At 69.7% G+C, this 19,647-nt stretch carries 12 protein-coding genes; 4 read left to right on the top strand and 8 right to left on the bottom strand.

Annotated elements, in window-relative coordinates:
- The first annotated feature begins 21 nt into the window (after window positions 1-21).
- The gene (locus WMF46_RS19145; RefSeq protein WP_437986923.1) at window positions 22-6,102 is read left to right on the top strand and encodes an AAA family ATPase; all 6,081 of its coding nucleotides are present in this window, start codon (window positions 22-24) and stop codon (window positions 6,100-6,102) included.
- Between the two features lie 83 nt (window positions 6,103-6,185).
- Here WMF46_RS19145 and WMF46_RS19150 read toward each other — a convergent pair whose 3' ends face one another.
- The 7 genes from WMF46_RS19150 to WMF46_RS19180 form a co-directional block, all read right to left on the bottom strand.
- The gene (locus tag WMF46_RS19150) at window positions 6,186-6,716 is read right to left on the bottom strand and encodes a hypothetical protein (protein ID WP_437986924.1); all 531 of its coding nucleotides are present in this window, start codon (window positions 6,714-6,716) and stop codon (window positions 6,186-6,188) included.
- Between the two features lie 269 nt (window positions 6,717-6,985).
- Window positions 6,986-7,627: a hypothetical protein gene (locus WMF46_RS19155; protein WP_437986925.1), complete on the bottom strand. Its 642-nt coding sequence runs from the start codon at window positions 7,625-7,627 to the stop codon at window positions 6,986-6,988.
- 123 nt (window positions 7,628-7,750) lie between these two features.
- Window positions 7,751-8,383: a hypothetical protein gene (locus WMF46_RS19160; RefSeq protein WP_437986926.1), complete on the bottom strand. Its 633-nt coding sequence runs from the start codon at window positions 8,381-8,383 to the stop codon at window positions 7,751-7,753.
- 957 nt (window positions 8,384-9,340) lie between these two features.
- A complete protein-coding gene (locus WMF46_RS19165) occupies window positions 9,341-10,465 on the bottom strand; it encodes a hypothetical protein (RefSeq protein ID WP_437986927.1) in 1,125 nt (374 codons plus the stop codon).
- 137 nt (window positions 10,466-10,602) lie between these two features.
- Entirely contained in the window at window positions 10,603-11,679 is a 1,077-nt protein-coding gene (locus tag WMF46_RS19170) for a hypothetical protein (RefSeq protein ID WP_437986928.1), read from the bottom strand.
- Complete coding sequence (locus WMF46_RS19175; RefSeq protein WP_437986929.1) at window positions 11,676-13,025, bottom strand: RNA polymerase sigma factor; 1,350 nt, start codon at window positions 13,023-13,025, stop codon at window positions 11,676-11,678. The genes WMF46_RS19170 and WMF46_RS19175 overlap by 4 nt, the downstream gene beginning before the upstream one ends.
- A gap of 90 nt (window positions 13,026-13,115) precedes the next feature.
- Window positions 13,116-13,901, bottom strand: coding sequence for a hypothetical protein (locus WMF46_RS19180; protein WP_437986930.1), 786 nt, complete (start codon window positions 13,899-13,901; stop codon window positions 13,116-13,118).
- Between the two features lie 221 nt (window positions 13,902-14,122).
- On the opposite strand from WMF46_RS19180, the gene WMF46_RS19185 reads away from it, so the two are divergent.
- From WMF46_RS19185 to WMF46_RS19195, 3 genes are all read left to right on the top strand, one after another.
- The gene (locus WMF46_RS19185) at window positions 14,123-15,055 is read left to right on the top strand and encodes an AraC family transcriptional regulator (protein WP_437986931.1); all 933 of its coding nucleotides are present in this window, start codon (window positions 14,123-14,125) and stop codon (window positions 15,053-15,055) included.
- A gap of 155 nt (window positions 15,056-15,210) precedes the next feature.
- Window positions 15,211-16,374 (top strand): PAS domain-containing protein, encoded by a 1,164-nt coding sequence (locus WMF46_RS19190; protein ID WP_437986932.1) that lies wholly within the window; start codon window positions 15,211-15,213, stop codon window positions 16,372-16,374.
- A gap of 208 nt (window positions 16,375-16,582) precedes the next feature.
- Window positions 16,583-18,184, top strand: coding sequence for a PAS domain-containing protein (locus WMF46_RS19195; protein WP_437986933.1), 1,602 nt, complete (start codon window positions 16,583-16,585; stop codon window positions 18,182-18,184).
- A gap of 100 nt (window positions 18,185-18,284) precedes the next feature.
- Here the strand turns inward: WMF46_RS19195 and WMF46_RS19200 are convergent, their stop codons facing one another.
- Window positions 18,285-19,610, bottom strand: a complete 1,326-nt coding sequence (locus WMF46_RS19200; protein WP_437987912.1) for an AgmX/PglI C-terminal domain-containing protein — start codon at window positions 19,608-19,610, stop codon at window positions 18,285-18,287.
- Between the last annotated feature and the right edge of the window lie 37 nt (window positions 19,611-19,647).

Genomic DNA, 19,647 nt, shown 5'->3' on the forward strand with positions numbered 1-19,647 from the left:
ATCCCCCGCATCAGGGCTCATGTGGGCACCAATCCCGTCTCGTCCGATCACGGGTCTTCGTCCCGTTACGCCATCATCGAGACCCTCTACGAGGGCTCAGACACCGTTCTCTACCGGGGTGTACGCGAGGACGACGGCCATCCCGTGGTGCTCAAGGTCCTCCGGCGCGATCACGCCAGCCCTCGCGCCGCCGAGCGGCTTCGCCACGAATACGAGATCGCTCGGGCGCTCGACACAACGGCCATCGTCAAGCCCTGTGGGCTCGCGATGCTCGGCGAACAGCCGGCGCTGGTCCTTGAGGATTTCGGCGGCGTGTCGCTCGATCGGCTCCAGGACGGGCCGACGCCGCTCGAGCGCTTCTTCCCCCTCGCCATCCGCCTTGTCGAGGCGCTCGCCGGGCTGCATCGGCACGACGTCGTCCACAAGGACATCAAGCCGCAGAACGTGCTCCTCAACCCCGCCACCGGCGAGGTGAAGATCACCGACCTGGGGATTGCGTCCCGGATACCCCGCGAGCTCCAGCACCTCGAGCACATCGGGCTCATCGAGGGGACCCTGGCGTACATGGCCCCGGAGCAGACAGGCCGGATGAACCGCTGGATCGACCAGCGGACCGATCTCTACTCCCTGGGCGTCGTCTTCTACGAGATGCTGACGGGCACGCTGCCGTTCCAGGCCGGCGATCCCGTCGCGTGGGTCTATTGCCACATCGCCCAGGCGCCGCCGCCGCCGCACGTGCTCGTCCCCTCGATTCCCCCGCAGCTCTCCGCGGTGGTGCTCAAGCTGCTCTCCAAGGCCGCCGAGGAGCGTTATCAGAGCGCGGCGGGCCTGCGGCACGACCTGGACGAGTGCTTCGCAAGATGGCGGGCGAGCGGATCCATTCCCCCCTTCGCGCTCGGGGGGCGCGATCTCTCCGACCGGTTCCAGGTCCCGCAGCGGCTGTACGGGCGCGAGCGCGAGGTCACGGCGCTGCTCGCCGCGTTCGAGCGCGTTGTCGCGAGCGGCCGGCCAGAGCTCGTGCTCGTGTCGGGCTACTCGGGCATCGGCAAATCGTCGCTCGTCGCCGAGCTGCACCGGCCGGTGGTGAGGGAGCGCGGCTTCTTCCTGTCCGGCAAGTTCGAGCAAGCCGCGCGGGACGTCCCCTACAGCGCGTTCCATCAGGCGTTCCGGGCGCTCTTTCAGGAGATCCTCTGCGCGAGCGAGGAGCGGGTCGAGGGCTGGAGACAGCGTTTCCGGGAGGCCCTCGGCGAGAGCGGCAGGCTGCTCGCCGACGTGCTCCCCGAGCTCACGCTGCTCCTCGGCCCGCAGCCGCCCGTGCCCGAGCTGCCGCCCGCCGAGGCCCAGAGCCGGCTGCACGCGACGCTCCAGCGCTTCGTCTCGGCGTGCGCCCAGAAGGACCACCCCGTCGCGCTCTTCCTCGACGATCTGCAGTGGGCCGACGCGGGGAGCCTCCAGTTGCTCGAGCAGCTCGCCACCTACGCCGGGTCCGAGCACCTCCTGCTGAACGGCGCGTACCGCGACAACGAGGTCGGCCCCGCGCACCCGCTGCGGCTCACGCTGGCCGAGGCGCGGGGGCGCGGCGCCGCCGTCGTCGAGCTCGTCCTCGGGCCGCTCTCGGCCACCCATGTCGGGGCGCTCGTCGCCGAGACGGTCCACGCGCCGCACGCGCCGGCGGAGCAGGCCGAGCCGCTCTCGGAGCTCGTCTATGAGAAGACCGGCGGCAACCCGTTCTTCGTGCTCCAGTTCCTCATCGCGCTGCACCAGGAGGGGCTCATCACCTTCGACGCGGAGGAGGGCAGGTGGCGCTGGGACATCGCCGCGGCCCGGGACAAGGAGTTCACCGACAACGTCGTCGAGCTGATGGCGGGCAAGCTGAAGCGGCTCTCGGGCCCGACGCGGGACGCGCTCACGCTCGCCGCGTGCCTCGGCAGCAGCCTGGAGCTCGACACGCTCGCGGTGGTCGCGGGCCGTCCGGCGGCGGAGCTCCGCGACGCGCTCGAGGAGGCCGTGCGGGAGGGGCTGCTGCTCCGCCGGGACGGCGCCTATCGATTCCTCCATGACCGGGTGCAGCAAGCCGCGTACTCGCTCATCCCGGCGGGACAGCTCGCCGAGATGCACCTGGGGATCGGGCGGCTGCTCCTCGGGGCGCGACGCGCGGAGGAGCGCGACGACGCGCTCTTCGACGTCGTCGGCCACCTCAACCGTGGCGCCGCGCTCCTGCATTCCCAGGCGGAGCGGGACGAGGTCGCCGCGCTGAACCTCCGCGCCGGCAGAAAGGCCAAGGCGGCCGCGGCCTTCCAGTCCGCCGCCGCGCTCTTCGCGGCTGGCCTCGCGCTGCTCGCGCCGGCCTCGTGGGAGACGCGCCACGAGCTGACCTACGGCCTGACCTTCGAGCGCGCGCACATCGCGTACATCACCGGCAGCTTCGAGGAAGCCGAGGGGCGCGTGGAAGAGCTCATGGATCGCGCGAGGACCCGACACGAGACGGCCGCCGCCGCCGCGCTCGTCGTCGCGCTGAATGTCACCCGCGGGCAATACGCCCGCGCGGTGGAGATCGGGCTCTCGTGCCTCCGCGCGTGCGACGTTGATCTGCCGCTCCACCCCACCGATGCACAGGTCGAGAAGGAGATCGAGAGCGTCTGGCAGACCCTGGGCAATCGGGCCATCGAGGACCTGATCCATCTGCCCCCCATGACGCACCCGGAGATCAAGATCACGATGGGCGTGCTGCAGAGCCTGTCCCTCCCTGCGTTCTTCGTGGACGCGAACCTGTACAACCTCGTCGTCATGCGCATGGTCAAGCTCAGCCTGCGCCACGGCAACGCCGAGCACTCCGCTGTCGCGTACGCCGCCTTCGCGATGGTGATCAGCTCGAGGTTCGGGCGATATCAGGAGGCTTACCTGTTCGGCAGGCTCGGCCACGACCTGGCGGACAGGAGCGGCCTCCTCACCACGAAATCGGTGGTGGTCGTCCTCTTCGGACACTTTGTCGTCTTCTGGACACGCCACTACAGAGAGACGTATCCGTACACGCGAGAAGGCTTCAGCGCCGCGGTCGAGTCCGGTGACCTGAACATGGCGTGCACCAACTGCATCTGGGCCGCGCTGTTCCCGCTGCTCTCTGGCGAGCCGCTGGAGGACGTGCTCCACGAGGTCACGGAGCGCCTCGGTTTCGTGCGCAGGGTCGGTTACACGTTCGCGCTCAACGCCCTCCTCGGCGGCCACGCCATGATCCAGACGCTGCGCGGGAGGCCGGTCCGCTTCTCGATGCCGGACGGGTCCGAGCTGGATCCGCCGGCCTTCGAGGCGCGGCTGGAGCAGGGGGGAGATCTGGAGGCCGCTCGCGACTTCTATTACAGCTTGAAGGCGCAGGCGCTCTTCGTGCTCGGCTCTCCCCGAGAGGCGCTCGCGGCGGCGACCCGCGCGATCGCCGAGCACCCTCCCAGGGTCGGCCCGCACGCGCTCATCGCCGAGAGCTTCTATTATCGCGCGCTCGCGCTCGCGGCCCTCTTCAACGCGCCCCACGGCGCGGGCGAGGCGCAGCCGTCCCCGCCGCCGGTGCTCCCCGAGGAGCTCCTCGAGTGCGAGCGGCAGCTAGGCGCGTGGGCCAGGAGCGGCCCGGACAACTTCCTCCACAAGCACGCCCTGGTCCGCGCCGAGATCGCCCGGCTCCTGGGGCGCGAGCCGGAGGCCAGCCGGCTCTACGAGCAGGCCATCGCGGCGGCGCGCGAGGGCGGCTTCGTCCAGCATGAGGCCATCGCCTGCGAGCTCGCCGCGGAGTTCTACCGCGCGCGCGGCCTCTCGACGCCCGTCGACAGCTACCTGCGAAGCGCCCGCGCCGGCTATTTCCGCTGGGGCGCCCACGCCAAGGTGGAGCAGCTCGATCAGCGTTACCCTCACCTCGTCGAGCGCAAGCCGATCGCCCCCACCGTCACCTTCGCCGTACGGGCCGAGCAGTTCGACGTCCTGTCGGTGGTGAAGGCTGCGCAGAGCATCTCCGGCGAGCTCAAGCTCTCGCGGCTGCTCGAGATGCTGCTTCGCATCGTGGTCGAGCACGCGGGCGCCGAGGAGGGCTGTGTCCTCCTGGTCCGGGAGGAGCAGCTGTGGCTCGCGGCGATCGAGACGCCGGGGGGCGCGGTGCGGCTGCTGGATGCGGACGAGGCGCCTTCGGCTGCGCTGCCGCAGTCGGTCCTCAACTATGTTCGCCGGAGCCACGAGCGCGTGCTGCTCGACGACGCCGCCGGCCGGCACCCCTTCGTGGAGGATGAGTATTTCCGGCGCAAGCGCCCGAGATCGGTGCTGTGCCTCCCGATCGTGCGCCAGGGCCGGCTCATCGGCCTGCTCTACCTGGAAAACAACCTCGCCACCGGGGCGTTCACCCCCGGGCGGCTCAGCGTCGTCGAGCTGCTCGCCTCGCAGTCGGCGTTCTCGCTGGAGAACGCGACGCTCTATGCCGAGGTGGAGCAGGAGAACGCCGAGCGGCGGCGGGCGGAGCAGGCGCTCAAGGCCAATCAGCAGATGCTCCAGGCGATCGTCGACAACTCGGCGGCGAGCGTCTACGTCAAGGATCGAGAGGGCCGATTCCTGCTCGCCAACCGGCAGGTCGGCGCCCTCCTGGGCATGCCGAGCGAGCAGCTCCTCGGGAAGACCGACGCCGACCTCTTCCCGGCTCCCTTCGCCGAGGTGGTCCGCGAGCACGAGCGGAAGGTGCTCGAGACGGGCGCGCCGATGGAGTGGGAGGAGACGGTGCCGCTGGAGGACGGGCTGCACACGTTCCTGTCGATCAAATTCCCTCTCAGTGAGGGGGTCATGCCCGGCGTGCTCTGCGGCATCTCCACCGACATCACCGAGCGCAAGCGGGCCGAGCAGGCCGAGCGCTTCCTGGCCGAGGCGAGCCGCAAGCTGATGACGCTCGGGTACGGCGCGACCTTCGAGAGCGTGGCGCAGCTCCCGGTGCCCGAGCTCTCGGATCAGTGCATCGTCGAGGTGCTCTCGGCGGACAGGACACCGGGCCCGACGGTCGTCGCAGGGGTGCCCGGCGAGCAGCTGGAAGCGCTGAAGGACGCGCTGCGCGCTCTGGCAGAAGCGCCGCCGGCCGGCTCCGAGGGGGTCGATGGCCGCGCCGCGCCGCTTTTGCAGCAGGTGCGTTCGCTCGACCCGCGGGTCAGGCCGCCCTGGGAGCGGCTCGGCGTCCACGCGTTCCTGCGGGTTCCGCTGCTCGCGCGCGACCGGTACTTCGGCGTCATGACCCTGCTGGCGACGGCGCCCGAGCGCCGCTGTGGCCCCGCCGACCTGCGGCTGGCCGAGGAGCTGGGGCGCCGCGCGGCGCTCGTGCTCGACAATACCCGCCTGTACACCGAGGCCCAGGAGGCCATCGAGCGGCGGGACGAGTTCCTCGTCGTCGCGTCTCACGAGCTCAAGACCCCGCTGACCTCGATGCAGATGCAGGTGCAGGCGGCCGAGCGCCTGCTGCACCGCCGCTCGCTCGCGGGCGTTCCCCCGGAGCGGATCGAGGCGATGTTCCGGATCCTCGGCCGCCAGACGTCGCGGCTCGGGCGCCTGATCGACGAGCTGCTCGACGTCACGAGGATGAACGCCGGGCGGCTGACGCTCACACGGGCGCCGGTCGATCTGGCGGCGCTGGTGCGTGAGGTCGTCGAGCGGATGCGCCCCCAGCTCGCGGACGCCCGCTGCCCGACGCAGCTGGATCTGGGAGCGCCCGTGGTCGGGCACTGGGATCCGGATCGCCTGGAGCAGGTCGTCGTCAACCTCCTGTCGAACGCGATGAAGTACGGCGCAGGCGGGCCTGTTTTCATCGGCGTGCGGCCGCAGGCGGATCGCGCGCAGCTCGTGATCCGGGATGAGGGGATCGGGATCGCGGAGGCCGATCAGGGCAGGATCTTCGAGCGCTTCGAGCGCGCGGTGTCGGTGCGCAACTTCGGCGGCATCGGGCTCGGGCTCTACATCGCGCGCTCGATCGTGGCGTCGCACGGCGGATCCATCCGGGTGCAGAGCAAGCCGGGCGCCGGGGCGACGTTCGTGGTGGAGCTCCCGCTGAGCGCACCGGAGAGCGCCGCGCCGGCCGGATCCGTCGCAGACTAGGGCGTACGGTCCGCCGGAGCTCGGCGCGTCAAAACCAGCCTGAGCGAGAGCGACGAGGCGAGCGGCGTCCCTGGCGCGATCGGTCAGAGCTGCCCATACTCACGGATCCGGTCGCGCGCTTCTCCCTTGTCTCCCTCGTCGGGCTCCAGATCGACGACGATCCCGAGGCGCGATTCGACGTAGGCCATCCAGAGGGTTCCATGCGCCGGAACGCTCGTCCAAGCGTTCATCTCCGTGATCGACAGGAGCCCGTCGATGCTTCGATCGAAGATTCTTATGTCCCTGAACCGTAATCCGCACGTGAAGCCGAGCTGGACGTTGACATTCAGGGAATACACCTCCCCACCGAGGAAGAGATCGACGTGCGTGGTCCGGACAAGGGTCGCCTGCGGCCTCAAGGTCGTGGTGAACATGGGAAGAACGGCTCCGATCAATTGGAAGAATTGAAGGCTTGTGGCCGCGCTCCCCCGGAATGGTCCGGCCTCGTACGTAGCGTGGATCCCCAGCTTCTTGTCTTCTATCGTCGACATGTTCTCCTTGCCCACTCCAACGCCGATGAAATACCCGAAATTGAGCTCCTGGGTGGGGCTCGCGGTCTGTCCGAAGCTCACCATGACCGTGTGGACAGCCCCCGGAGGCGTTCCGCCGCTGTATGTGGCCCCGAGTCTCGCGAGATGGGGGAGCTTCGTCTGAACGATGCCGTTGAGGTAGAGGCCGTCCCAACGAAATTTCTCTGGGGGCTGGTGCTCTTGCGCCGATGCCAGAGCGGAAAGTGAGAATACTCCAAGCGCTGATAGTGCGCGCAAGAATGGCGGCCATGGCCTGCTCGAACGGCGGATCGATGGCTCCCGCGGGATGAGCGGCGGCGTGAAGCATGTTCGAGTCATTTTGTCTGCATGCGGGCTATACACGCTGGGTTCTTCACCAGTTCATCGATGTCGACGTCGCCGTGCTGGCTCTTGAACACATAAGCGTTTTCCATCGCAGCAAGACCGAGAGCGCTGCTCGCAACGTCTGGCTGCGACGAGTCCTCCAAGAAACTTATAATGGCGGCACAAATCGAGTGTTGCGCTTGGGCCAGTTCTCGGATGCTCAGGACGGTTCCGCAGTCGAGCGTGCTGCTGCCCAGTATTTCCTCGTATGCGTTGAATAGCCACCAGAAGTCTCTGCAATCCATGGACATATTATGCAGATCGTTCGGCTGCGATGCGATGATGCATTGCTTCAAGAGCTCTGACTCGGGCGAATGAGTGGACTTGTCTTCGTTGGCATAGGACTCATCCTCGTTCTTCTGAAGATGTTGATCGCTACGCTGGAGGGTCTTTTCGCAGTTGGCCAACCGCTTCCGGGCGACGCTCAGGGTCGCTTGAATATAGGAATCGTTCTTGCTCACGGCATCATGGCGTGCCTGAGTCTTTTTGTTGCTCTCTGCCGAGGTTTTTCCTAGATAGAATGCCGCCGCCAGCACCGCGACCGCGATGGCTCCAAATCCAATCCATGTTGTTGGCTTCGGTGAGGTTCTCATCTGTCGAACGATAACGATGCGGGTTGAAGTCCTGATGGCGTGCGGAAGCATGACTGCCCTGGCCTGTTCGAACAGCGGACCGATGGCTCTCGCGAGACGAACGACCGCGTGAATGGGCTCGATCTATTCGGCCTGCATGTGGGCTGCGCACTCTGGGTTCTTCACAAGATCGTTTAGGTCGATGTTGCCATGATCGCCTCTGATTATGTGGGCATTTTCCATCGCATCGATGCCGTGAGGATCGCTCGTGGTATCTGGCTGCGTTCCGCCATCGAAAGATCTTGTAACGATGGAGCAGATCGAGGATTGCTTTATTGCCAGATCTCGAATGGTCAGAACTGTTCTGCAGTCGAGCGTGCTGCTGCCCAGTATTTCCTTGTATGCGTTGAAGTGTCTCCTTAAGTTGGTGCAGTTGGCAGTCAGATCCGTCGCTTGCGATACGACCATGCATTGCTTCGGAAGCTCCGGCGCAGGTGAAATCGTGGGATTACTGGCGTTGGCGTGGGGCTCTTCCTCTCGTCTCTGAAGATGGTGGTTGCGACGCTGGAGGGTCTCTTCGCAGCTGGCCAACCGTTTCCGGATAGCGCTCAGAGTCGACCGAAGATCGGGGTCATCCTTGCTGACGGCGTCGTGGTGCGGTTGAGTCTGGCTGTCGCCCTCTGCCGAGATTCTTCCCGCAGTGTATGCTGCCGCGAGTACGGCGACCGCGATGGCCCCCAATACAATCCATGTTGTCGGCTTCGGTGAGGATCCCATCTGTCGAGTGTTGCCGGGGGATGATGATCGTTGTCTGAGGGTAAGTGGCGTGGGCTAGTAGTAGCAGGGATCCCTCTTTGCCGGCGGTATTCCAACCATTTCAGGGGTGATGACTAGACGGGAGCCATCGCTGGGGGGCAGCAGCTCGCGCCATTCATTGCAATTCTTTGTGGCTAGGATAATCAGGAATTGTTCTTGTCGTGGCAGCGTTCTCATGCACTGAATCGGCTGAGGGAATCCGGGCCCCTGTACACACAACGCCTGGCATGTAGGGGATGGATCCACGCACGTTGGTTTTGGTCTTTCGTCGAGGATCGTGCATCCGGTTTGGGATAGTACCGTCGCGGAAATAAGTTGGGCGAGGCTGGGACGGACCGTCCTTGAGCGACGAAGTGTTGCGGCCATAGGGTTCTTGCTCTCACGGGTATCTGGTGGTGGCTCGCGCTTGCCTCACGAAGCAGGCAAGAGAATACAGGAAAGGCTGTCGTTCTTCGATGAATCCGTGCGTGTGGCCACGATCGGGCGTCGCGGGCGAGCGCGTCGAGCTCGCCGAGGCGCACGCGATGTCCAGGACGTCGGGAGCAAGCGATGACTCGCGCGGCCGGTCGCGCACGACCTCGCTTCGTTTTCAGGGGATCGACGTGGTCCAATCGGTTCGCGCGGTCCACGCCGCGAACGCTCGTTGGCAGCGCACCCATTCCCTGACGCGCAGCCGCCCCTCGGACGTCACGGCCAGCGCGGCCATGAAGCGGCTTCGCGCCGAGGGACGCGGCACGCTCGCGGGGGCGATCATGGCGTTCTGGGTGAGTGAACTGGTCGTGCCGACGGTCGGCTCGCGGCCGCTCGCAGGCGCCCTGGTCGCGGCCCTCCGCGATGAAGATCGCGGAGAGCTCGCGGATCAGGTGGAGCTGCTGTTGCCGAGCGCGAGGCGATGCTCGCTTGTTCTTTTCGCGGGCCCTATGCGCGGCAGCAGAACGTCGACGGTTCGGCCGGCAGCAGCTCGCCGGTGGGCTCGCCGCCGCTCGGGGCGCAGCCGCCGGGGTCCACGGCCACGACCTCCGCCGACTTGCTGCCGAGGGCGACGCCGGGCGGCGTGACCCCGCAGAACGGCGTCGTCGAGCTCACGATGATCGATGCGAGCGCCTCCCCGCATGCGCCGTCGCTGTAGACGGAGGCCATGACGGTGCACGACGCGCCCTCCAGCTCCCCGCAGCCGCACTCGGAGCAGCCGCGCGTGTCCTCGGCGCCGCCGTAGAAGACGTGCCGGTCGAGGTACGGCTCCTCGCACGTCACGTCGCCCTCGTGGAAGATGCACGTCAGGAAGCCGCCGGGCGGCGGGACCCCGGGCTGGTCCGGCGAGGGCATGCAGGTGCTCCGGTCGCCCAGGCACTCCGTGTAGGCGCCGGGCACGCAGGCGAGCGCCCGGGTCTGCCACGGGTCGAGGAGCGCCGGCGGTGGCGGCTCGTCCACCCTGGGCGTGCACGCGCCGGTTGCTGTCACGATCGGCGCCTCGATGGAGACCGACTGTACGCACGGCTTCCCGCCGCAGTCCTGGCCGGCGGGGATCGCGTTCACGGCGGTGCAGGCGCCGTCCCAGCCGTCGGGCGCCGCGAAGGGGGTCGTAACGCCGCCGGGGTCGCCGGGACACGCCGAAGCGTGCGTCGACCAGCCCAGCGGGAGCTGACACGAGGCGGTGGCCGCGTCAGGCGGATCGCACAAGCAAGCTGCACAGGCGAGGGGGGTGGGCGCCAGGTCGGCGAACCCCTCGTAGCCGATGTTCGGCGCGGCGGCGGGGCAGTCCGGCACCTGGTCCCGCGGGCCGAACCAGAGGAGCGCCGGGCCGAACCAGCCGAGCGGCGCCGGTGGGACGCAATCGCCGGCGCAGGCTGTCTCATCGCCGCCGCCGGCTCCGCCTCCGCCCCCGCCACCCTCACCGCCGGCCCCGCCGCCGCCCTCCTCGGGCCATGGGCAGCCTGGGTTGCCGTACTCCTGAGGCTGACAGGGACCGATGATGGTCGGATCTTCTTCGGGACAGCCAGGCAAGAAGAGGGATCCTACGAGCAGGAGGAAGAGGGTTCGCATGCCGGACAAGATACGTAGAGCTGGCACGCGTTCACAACGGGCAGCTTTTACGAGAGAATCGATTGCACTGAGCATTGTGGTTTCCTTTTGAAATTTCTCACGTCGTTGGCGAGGAGAGCCGGGCTCCACGAGGTCTTTCAGTACGTCGCCGTGACACCGAGTCCGAGGGCCGCACCGACCGGAGGTGAGGACCACGTGACGGATCCAGCGGTATCGCGCCGCTGGCCCCGGCGCCGGAGCACCGTGTCATCCACGATCGCGCTGGCCTCGGCGTATCCATGCGCGCTCCACCTGTCCGAGAGGGCCCAGGCGCTGCCAAGCCGCGCTCCAACGCTGAACAGACGGTCGTCGCCTCCCGTCACGTCCCACGGATGCCGGGGGATGAACCGGACGAAGCCGACGGCCGCGACCCCGCAGCCGAAGAGGTGGTGGCCGTGCAGACAGCCCACACCAGCCGCCGTGAAGGCCCTGGTGCTGATGCTCATGTCTTTCACCTCCTGCGCCAGGGACACGAGCCCTCGCCCTTCCACGGCGACCGACCAGCCGGGCCTGCGAACGCCGATGGATAGGGTCATGCCCGCCGCGGCCCCGGGCGTGATCCCGAGGCCGAGGGTCGCCCCGAGCCCCGCCTCCAGCCGCAAGCGTTCTGTCGGCGTTGGTGCTGCCTTGGGCAGCGGTGGCGCCTCGGCCCGGCGCACCTGCGGAAGCGGCGGTGCAGGCGGCGGCGAGGGCTCGGAGGGCGGTGACGCCCGCTCCGGCGCGGTCAGGATCTGCGCCACGATCGCGAGGGCCACGCCGGAGAGCAGCTCCGCGCAGCCGCGCCGGGTGCTGAACCCCTCGGCCCAGGCTGTCTCGACCGCGCCCTCGCTCTCGCGCAGGGCCATCGAGGCGGTGAGCTCCGGCCCCTCCCGCGCGATGCTGACCGTGAGCACCCGCAGCGCCTCGTCCTCGAACGGATCGCCGCCGAGCCCGCGCGCCACCTCCGCGCGCAGGAGCACCTCGTCGGCGCAGCCCTCGGCGCCGGGGCCTCGTACGACCTCCAGCCGCATCGCAGCCCGTGGCAGATCCGGCGCGGCGCGCGCCGCGGCGACGCACAGCAGGACCATGGCCGCCGCGCCGGCGGCGCGCGCCAGCCACCTCGCGCCCCCGCGCGGACCGATGCCGCGCCGGGCCAGGCGCGCGCCGAGCCTCGGTCTGCCGCAGGGCCCGCTCATCGCGACGGCTCGCTCCCCGGCGCGCCCTGCTCCGGGGCGGCGACGCGCGCCAGGGCGACCGTGCGAAGCCGCTCCCGCACGTTCTTCAGCTGGCCCCCGGGGAACCGCTGCGCGTGCACGGCGATCTTCCGGAGCGCCCCGGCCGCATCACCGGCGGTGAGGCGCTCTCGCGCCGCGGTGAGCAGCCGCAGCTCCTCCACGAACGTGTCATCGCGCTCGCTGGCCTCGCTGGCCCGCGGCGCCACCCGCGGAGCAGCAGGGCACGGGCGGTGGGGCGCCTCGGGCGCGGGGGCGGCGGGCCCCGGCTCCGGCGCATGCTGCGGCGGCGTCGCCGCAAGGCAGACGGTGCGCGCGGGCAGCAGCTCGGGCAGCACCGGCCCGAAGCGGCGAGCCCAGAGGGCCGGCGGCGGCGCGAGGGCGAGCAGCACAGCGACCGTTCCAGCGATGCCCGCCGCAGCCGACCCGAGGGCGACGGCGATCCGTCGTGGCCTCCCTGGCAGGGTCGCAGTGGCAGGCGAACGCGGCGGCGGTCCGGGCGGAGCCGGCGGCGCAGGCGCTGTCGGCGGCGGAGCCGGCGGCGCGGATTCCGCAGGCGGAGCAGACGCCGGCGGCGGAGCCGCCAGCGCCGAGGTGCTCGTGCCGCCGTCGCGCGCCAGGAACTCCGACGCCAGCGGGAACGCGAGCCAGCAGCCGCGCAGCGCCTGCCGTTGCTCCGGACGGAGCCGCGCGACGGCGGCGCGGTAGTCCTCACGGGCCAGGCGCAGCCGGTTCGCGGCCGTGTTGTAGTTGATGCCGAGCTCGCGCGCGATCTCGACGATCGGCACCTCGCAGGCCTCGTGCAGGACGAGCAGGACCCGCCGCTCGGGGGCGATCGTGCTCAGCACGTCGATCGCGAGCTCCAGCCGCTCCCGCTCCGCGACGCGCTGCTCGCTGCTCGGCGCGGGATCGACCGCCTGGCCGCGCGGCGCGGGGTGCAAGCCGTCCGGCACCTCGCGGCGGCGGTAGGCGCGTTCCAGGTGCTTGCTGACCTTCCGCCACGCGATCCCGAAGAGCCATCGGGCTTCCGCGGTGCCGCGCGGGCGCCGGCCATCCCGCTGCGGCGGATCGGCGGCCGAGTCGGCCTCGCGCGGAGGCGGCGGCGAGGCGGAGGCGGGGTAGTCGGGATCGAACCGATCCAGGCTCTCGTACGCCGCAAGCAGGACCTCCTGGACCAGGTCGTCGATGTCGGGCGCGGCGACCCCCAGGAGCCGGAGCGAGCGCGGGAGCGTCTCAAGCGCGGCGGTGTGAACGGAATTCCAGGTACCGGTGCGGGAAGCGTCAGCGGCGGGAGGAACGTGGGTGCTCATACCCAGAATTGCGGGGAGCTCTTCGGGTCTGTTTGGAAAACGCACCGCCCGGCGCACGGGACGGAGGCGCTCCCGCGGCGAGCGTCGCGTTCACGACAGGCTGCGGCCCTCTGGCGGGATCCACGCCGCGTGGGGCGACATCGTTTCCATGTGGGCCATCACCTCGACCTGACCCCAGCGCTCGAGCGCGTCCATCTCCGCCGGGCCGAGCAGCCGCCGGATCGCGCCCCAGGTGCGCTCGAACTCGAGCGCGGACAGGTGCTGCGACAGCGCGGTGAGGGGGCTCAGGTCGGAGTCGTCGCCGCGGTACGCCGCGTAGGCCTCGGCGTCCCATCCTTCCAGCGGGAGCGCTTCCGCCTCGGCGATGCGCCGATCCAGCGTGTCCTCGGTCTCCGCCCACGCTCGGGCGATCTGGAGGAGCTTGGCGATCTTGTCGAGCGGCAGGCCGAACCGCGCGACGCGGTGCTCCTTGCGGCGCGATAGCCACACGACGAGCACCTGCCACATGGTCCGCCAGTCCGGCAGCCGGTCGAGCACGAAGTAGCGCTCCTCGATCCACGCGCGGATCTGCGCCGCGGCCGCCGTGCCCTGGGAGCGCTCCACGTCGGCGAGGAACGCCGCGATGTGCACCGCGATCATGCCCTCGTAATCCCGCTCCTCGTCGTCCAGCGCCTCGATCGCGATCTCCGCCCGGACGCAGCGGCGCGCGGCCGTCTTCACCGCCTCGACGTCATCGATGCGGAGCCCTAGATCGGGCCAGAAAGGCGCTGCCCTGTCCAGGCTGAGGAGCCGGACAGCGCTCGTGTAAGCGTAGGATGCATCGAGGTCGAAGAGATCGAGGGTCGGGGTCATCGGCAGCGTGGCTCGGACATCCATGGCAACCCAACCCTACCAGCCAGGTGCATCTCCAGGCGACCCCTGAGGCGCCCGCCGCCTCCTTCGTTCGCTCGAGCGTCGACCGCCGCGCGCCCGCGCTCGGAGCGCCGGAGAGCGCCTCTCCGGCCGGAGCCGTTCTAGAATGAAGGCATGAGACTCGAAGGCCCGCGCGCTCCGGGCACGCCGCTCGCCCTCGCAGGGGCCGCCTCGCGGAGATCGTCGTGACAGAATCCGCCCACCGGCCCGAGATCGAGCGCGCGCTCCGCTTCATCGCCGCGAACCTCGAGCGGCCGATCACGGTCGCGGACGTCGCGCGCGCGGCGCGCCTCAGCGAGTTCCATTTCCACCGGGTCTTCCACGCGGCGGTCGGCGAGCCGATCGGGCGGTTCATCACCCGGAGGCGGCTCGAGCAGTCGGCGCTGCGGCTCGCGTACGAGCCGGACCGCAGCATCATGGATGTGGCGCTCTCGTCCGGGTACTCGTCCGCCTCGAACTTCTCGAAGGCGTTTGCGGCGCACTTCGGCTGCAGCCCGTCGCAGGTGCGGAGCCCGGAGCGCGGCCTCCCCGTCGCGATCGGGAAGCTGACGTCGCTCTACGGAAAGGACTTTCGGCCGGAAGAGCTCTACACGCTCCCGCCCGAGCGCGGGGTCGACGAGCGGCGCCTCGAGGCGGCGGCGTGGAGCGCGCGGGTCCGCTTCGAGACAACGAGCGGGCTCGACTTCGCATGCCTCGCCAGCCCGGCCGGGTACGACGTCTCGGCCCTCGAGCGCCTCTGGTCGGACCTCATCGCCGCCGCCCGGCAGCTCGGGCTCTGCGAAGACGCCGTGGATGCCTGGGGTACACCGCACGACAGCCCGCAGATCACGGCCCCCGAGCTGTGCCGATACCACGCCTGCGTGCCCTGTCCGAAGACCGTCCCGCTGCCGCCCCCGCTCTTCCGCGGCCGGATGAGCGAGGGCCGCTACGCCGTCTTCCGCTATGCCGGCGAGGTGTCCGGGATCTCGGAGGCGTATCGCAGCATCTATTCGTGCTGGTTCAGGGAGAGCAGCCTCGCGCCCGACGACTTCACCTCCCACGAGCACTACGTCACGGACGAGCCGAAGGACGGCCGCGTGGACCTCGAGCTCTGGTTCAAGGTGCGGCCGCGCCGCTGACCGCGGCAATCCGCGAGAGCTCATCCGGGCCTCGACGCTGGACGCGATCCGTCGTCCATCGCACCAACATCATCACGTGGCGAGCGCGGCTTCCCAACAGCGATGCGCTTCTGATACAAGCCATCTTGTTGAGGGGGACATACGGGAGGGAGACGATGGCGAACGAACTGGACGCCACTTCGGGGCTGCTGCATACATTTCTTGCATCCTGTCCAGAGATGCTCTTCATCGCGGGGATCGATGGGGATGTGCTGCACTCGAGCGGCGCGCTCCGTCAGGCGCTGGGGACCGGGGTAGCGCATGGCAATTCGCTCACGGCGCTCGTCCATGCGGAAGATCGCGCCGACTTCGCCGCTGCGTGGATCCGGCTGAAGGAGCAAACAGAGCCGGTGCAGGTCGATGTGCGCCTGATGGACGCCCAGGGCGCTTACCGGCGGCTGACGTGCAACGCGAGCCGGGCGCCCGAAGGAGGCACGATCCACGGATCGTTGCGGCAGGCCGACGCCGACGGCGAGAGCAGCCCTGCAGAGCCGAGCCTCAAGGAGCGGCTCCTCGACGGCCTGGCAGACAACCTCCAGGTCGTCATCTGGGCGATCGACACCGAGGGGACCGTCATCTACCACGACGGCAAGGGGCTCGATGCCGCCGGGCTCGCGAGGGGCGAGCTCCTCGGGAAGAACCTGCTCGAGCTCTATCCCGAGAGAGAGCGCGCCGCCTTGCGGGCGGCTATCGCCGGTACGATGGTCCATGATCACACCACGGCGCACGGCGTCCATTGGGAGAGCTGGGTCGTCCCCGTGCTCGACAGGCGCGATGAGGTCGACGCGGTGCTCGGGTTCTCGCTCGACGTCACCGCGGTGAAGCGCGCGCAGGAAGAGCTGCGGGCCAGGCTCTCTCAGATCGACAAGCAGCAGGAGGTGATTCGCAACCTCTCCACGCCGATCATCGAGGTGTGGAACGGGGTGCTGACGCTCCCCATGATCGGCGTGGTCGACAGCGTGCGCACCGCCGAGGTGATGGATGCGCTGCTCGCGCGCATCATGGAGAAACAAGCCCATTTCGCGATCCTCGATCTGACCGGGGTCGACATGGTGGACACGAAGGTGGCGAGCCATCTCATCGAGCTCGTGGCGGCGATCCGCCTGCTCGGCGCCGAAGGCATCGTGGCTGGCATCAAGCCGAACGTCGCGCAGACGATGGTCGCGCTGGGGCTCGATCTCTCGACGATCTCGACGCAACGCGATCTCCGGGCCGCCCTCAGCTACTGTATCCGGCGGATGGCGCCGCAGGAGAGCCGCGCCAGCGTGAGCGCGAGCTGACAGGGCTTCACGCGCGGCGGCCCCGCGCCGTCGAGCTCGCTCCGGCGCCGGAGAGCGCCTCCGGCGCGAACGCCGCCTCCCTTTTTCGGCGACTCTGCTCATCCGGAGGGTGCGGCAGCGCGAGAACGGAGCGATGATGCGCCCGGTTGTGACCGTTCAGCAGCGGGGGCCGCGCTCGGCCCTCGCGCTGGGCTCACGGGGTGGGTGCGTGCACACGACAGCCGAAGATCGCGCAGAGACACTTCACATCGATCCACGTCTCCTGATCGAGGCCCTGGACGACCCAGCGCTCGTCATCGACGCGCGGGGCGCCGTCCTGTGCAAGAACGAGCAGCTCGATCGCCTCCTCGCGGGGCTCGGGGCGCCGAGCCTGCCGCTGTCGCCGGAGGGCGATCGCGTGCTCCTGTCGCTGGCGCCCGCGGCCGCCGACGTCGCCCGGATCCAGGCGCTCCTCTCGGGCGAGGTCGATCGAGCCGAGATCGACCTCCCGGACGAGGGCCGCGGCGCGCCGCGGTGGGTGCTCCGCGGGCTCGCCTGCACGATCGGCGGCGGCCGCGGCGCCCTGCTCCGCCTCATCGATGGAGGGGAGCGCCACATTCGGGAGCACCAGCGCCGGTGCGCGCAGGTCGTCGAGTCCATGCACCTCGGCTGCACCTTCCTCGCCCTCGAGGCCCCGGAGGATGACCGGTCGCTCCGGTACGTCTACATGAACCACGCCGCCGAGCGGATCGCCAGCCGGCCCACCGCGGCGATGCTCGGCCGGACGATGGACGAGAGCGTCCCCAGCCTTCGGCAGATCGGCATTCCTCAGCGCCTGGCGGAGCTGATCCGCACCGGCGGGACCGACGAGAGCGAGGTGATCCTCCCCCGGGAAGAGGGCACGCGCGTCATGACGACGTGGTCGTTCCCCGTGGGAGATGAGTGCGTCGCCGTGGTCTACGACGATGTCACCGAGCGCAGGGCGACGGAGGCGTCGCTCGAGAGCGCGCGCCTCCTCCTCGACGGCATCATCGAGCACCTCCCGCTGATGCTCTTCGTCAAGGATGCGGCGGAGCTCCGCTATGTGCGGGTGAACAGGAATTTCGAGGAGTTCCATGGCCACGCGCCGGGAGAGCTGATCGGCTTGCGCGCCAGCGACTTGTTGCCGCAGGCGCTGGCCGCGAAGATCGACGCCGAGAGCCGCGGCGTCCTGGCGGGGGGCGTACCGGTCGAGGTCCCGGAGCTCCGCGTCCCCTCGAAGCGCTTTGGGGACCGCATCGGTCGCGCCCGGTTCATCCCCATGGAGGACGCCAGGGGCAAGGGCCGTTATCTCCTCGGGCTCGTCGAGGACATCACCGAGCGCAAGAAGATCGAGGACGCGAAGCGCCAGGAGTCGATCCTCCTGGAGACGCAGCGGCGGCTGATCGAGCTCATCCAGGAGCTCTCGACGCCGAGCATCCCCATCCATCCGGGCATCCTCGTCGTCCCGCTCGTCGGCCAGATGGACAGCTCGCGCGGCGCCCAGCTCGTGGAGTCGCTCGTCGCCGCGGTCGAGCGGCACCACGCCGAGTTCGTCATCATCGATATCACCGGCGTCACGTCGGTCGACAGCGCGGTGGCCAACCACCTGCTCCAGGCCACGCGCGCCGCGGGGCTCCTCGGGGCCGAGTGCAGCGTCGTCGGCGCCTCGCCCAGCACCGCCCGCACCGTGATCGAGCTCGGCATCGAGCTCGGCAAGCTCGCGACGCACCGGGACCTGCAAGCCGGGTTCCGGCACGCGCTGGCGCGGAAGGGGTATGTGATCAGCCCGCGCGCGGATCGAAAGGCCTGAGCGCGGCGGAGCCGTCCGCGCCGCGCGAGACGGCCGCTTGCGCTGCGCGAGACGGCCGCTCGCGCCGCGCGAGACGGCCGCTCGCGCCACCGCGTCGGCGTCACGAGCTTGGCGAGAACATGATGGGATACACCACCGTCACGACGCCGCCCTCGGGCGCCGGGAACGTGAACTTCTCGAACTCGCGCAGCACGCAGCTCACGACCGCGCGATCCGGCATGGACGCGATCGCGGGCGGCGGCGGGGGGCTGTTCGGCTGCGGAGCGTCCTCGGCGACGGCCGTCACCTTGCCGTCCCTGCCGATGACGAAGCGCACCGCGATCCGGCCAGCGAGGTTGGGATCGCGGAGCAGCCCGGCTTCGTAGCATTTGCGCAGCGCACCGAACCGCGCGCGCACGACGTTCCGGATCTCCTCGGGGGGCAGCCGGCCCGAGACCTCCATCGAGAGCGCGCGAAACGAGGGCGGCGATCCTGGCGGGCCGGTGAACCGGCCTTCGCGGGGGAGGGCTCGGATCATGAGGATCTCTGGATTCGAGCCCGGCGGTCGCTCCTTCCATTGCCGTGCGCGGCCCAGGGTGGTCGACACGACCTCCTTGATGTCGGCGAGGCTCGCTCCCGGCACGGCGCGCAGGCCGATGCGGTCGAGGCAGGTCCGCGGCGCCTTCGCGCACGCGGCTTCGGCGAGCTCCGCGAGCGCGGCGGAGGCGCGTTCCCGCTGCGGGCCCACGACCTCGCGCTTCACGAGCGTCCGGACGAAGCCGCCGCCCTCCGAGGCGCTCGGCGGGGCGACGGTCAGCTCGAAGAGGCTCACCTCCACGTCGCGTTCGCGGACATCGACGGCGATCTCGAACCACGGCGGCTCCCAGGTGCTCTCCTCGGGAGCGCCGGGCGTGGGCGCGCGGAAACGGAGCCCGCCCACGCCGGTGCGCAGCAGCGCCACGGGGTAGCCCGCGAAGGCCGCCGTGCGCGACACGCTCTCGATGACGATCCAGGCGACCGATCCGTCCGCCACGACGGCGATCTCGCCCTGCGCGGGCGCGCCGCGGTCGCTCTCGCGGGCGCTCTCGCGGGCGCGCCGCGCCTCCAGCTGCACGAACAGCTCATCGAGCTTGGTCAGCTGGCCGAGCTCGGCGATGCTCTTCGCGTCGCCGACGAGCCGGCCGTCCAGGAGGATCTGGTGGCCTCGGATCTCGACCTCCGGCGGCGAGGCTGCGTCGGGCGGGGCGTCCGGAGCGACGGGCGGCGCCGCGGGCGCGATGGGTACCGCGATCGGACGCTCGGCCGGCGGGCGCGGGGGCGCAGGCGCGGCACACGCGCAGAGCGACGCCGCCAGCAGGGCGATGGGGCACCAGGTCGGGTGAGGCATCGAGCAGCTCTCCAGGGTCGCGACGCTGAACTGCCGCGAACCGAGGATGCGAGCATACATGTTCAAGCGAGCGCGAAGCGAGGCCGGCGATGGGGTG

This window comes from Sorangium sp. So ce117 (genome assembly GCF_051524395.1).
In the GTDB taxonomy this organism is placed as follows: domain Bacteria; phylum Myxococcota_A; class Polyangia; order Polyangiales; family Polyangiaceae; genus Sorangium; species Sorangium cellulosum_B.

Coding starts and splice junctions, on each gene's coding strand:
- WMF46_RS19150 (WP_437986924.1), bottom strand. CDS start 6,716: ATGGTGAGCTTCGGACAGACCGCGAGCCCCACCCAGGAGCTCAATTTC.
- WMF46_RS19155 (WP_437986925.1), bottom strand. CDS start 7,627: ATGAGAACCTCACCGAAGCCAACAACATGGATTGGATTTGGAGCCATC.
- WMF46_RS19160 (WP_437986926.1), bottom strand. CDS start 8,383: ATGGGATCCTCACCGAAGCCGACAACATGGATTGTATTGGGGGCCATC.
- WMF46_RS19165 (WP_437986927.1), bottom strand. CDS start 10,465: ATGCGAACCCTCTTCCTCCTGCTCGTAGGATCCCTCTTCTTGCCTGGC.
- WMF46_RS19170 (WP_437986928.1), bottom strand. CDS start 11,679: ATGAGCGGGCCCTGCGGCAGACCGAGGCTCGGCGCGCGCCTGGCCCGG.
- WMF46_RS19175 (WP_437986929.1), bottom strand. CDS start 13,025: ATGAGCACCCACGTTCCTCCCGCCGCTGACGCTTCCCGCACCGGTACC.
- WMF46_RS19180 (WP_437986930.1), bottom strand. CDS start 13,901: ATGGATGTCCGAGCCACGCTGCCGATGACCCCGACCCTCGATCTCTTC.
- WMF46_RS19190 (WP_437986932.1), top strand. CDS start 15,211: ATGGCGAACGAACTGGACGCCACTTCGGGGCTGCTGCATACATTTCTT.
- WMF46_RS19200 (WP_437987912.1), bottom strand. CDS start 19,610: ATGTATGCTCGCATCCTCGGTTCGCGGCAGTTCAGCGTCGCGACCCTG.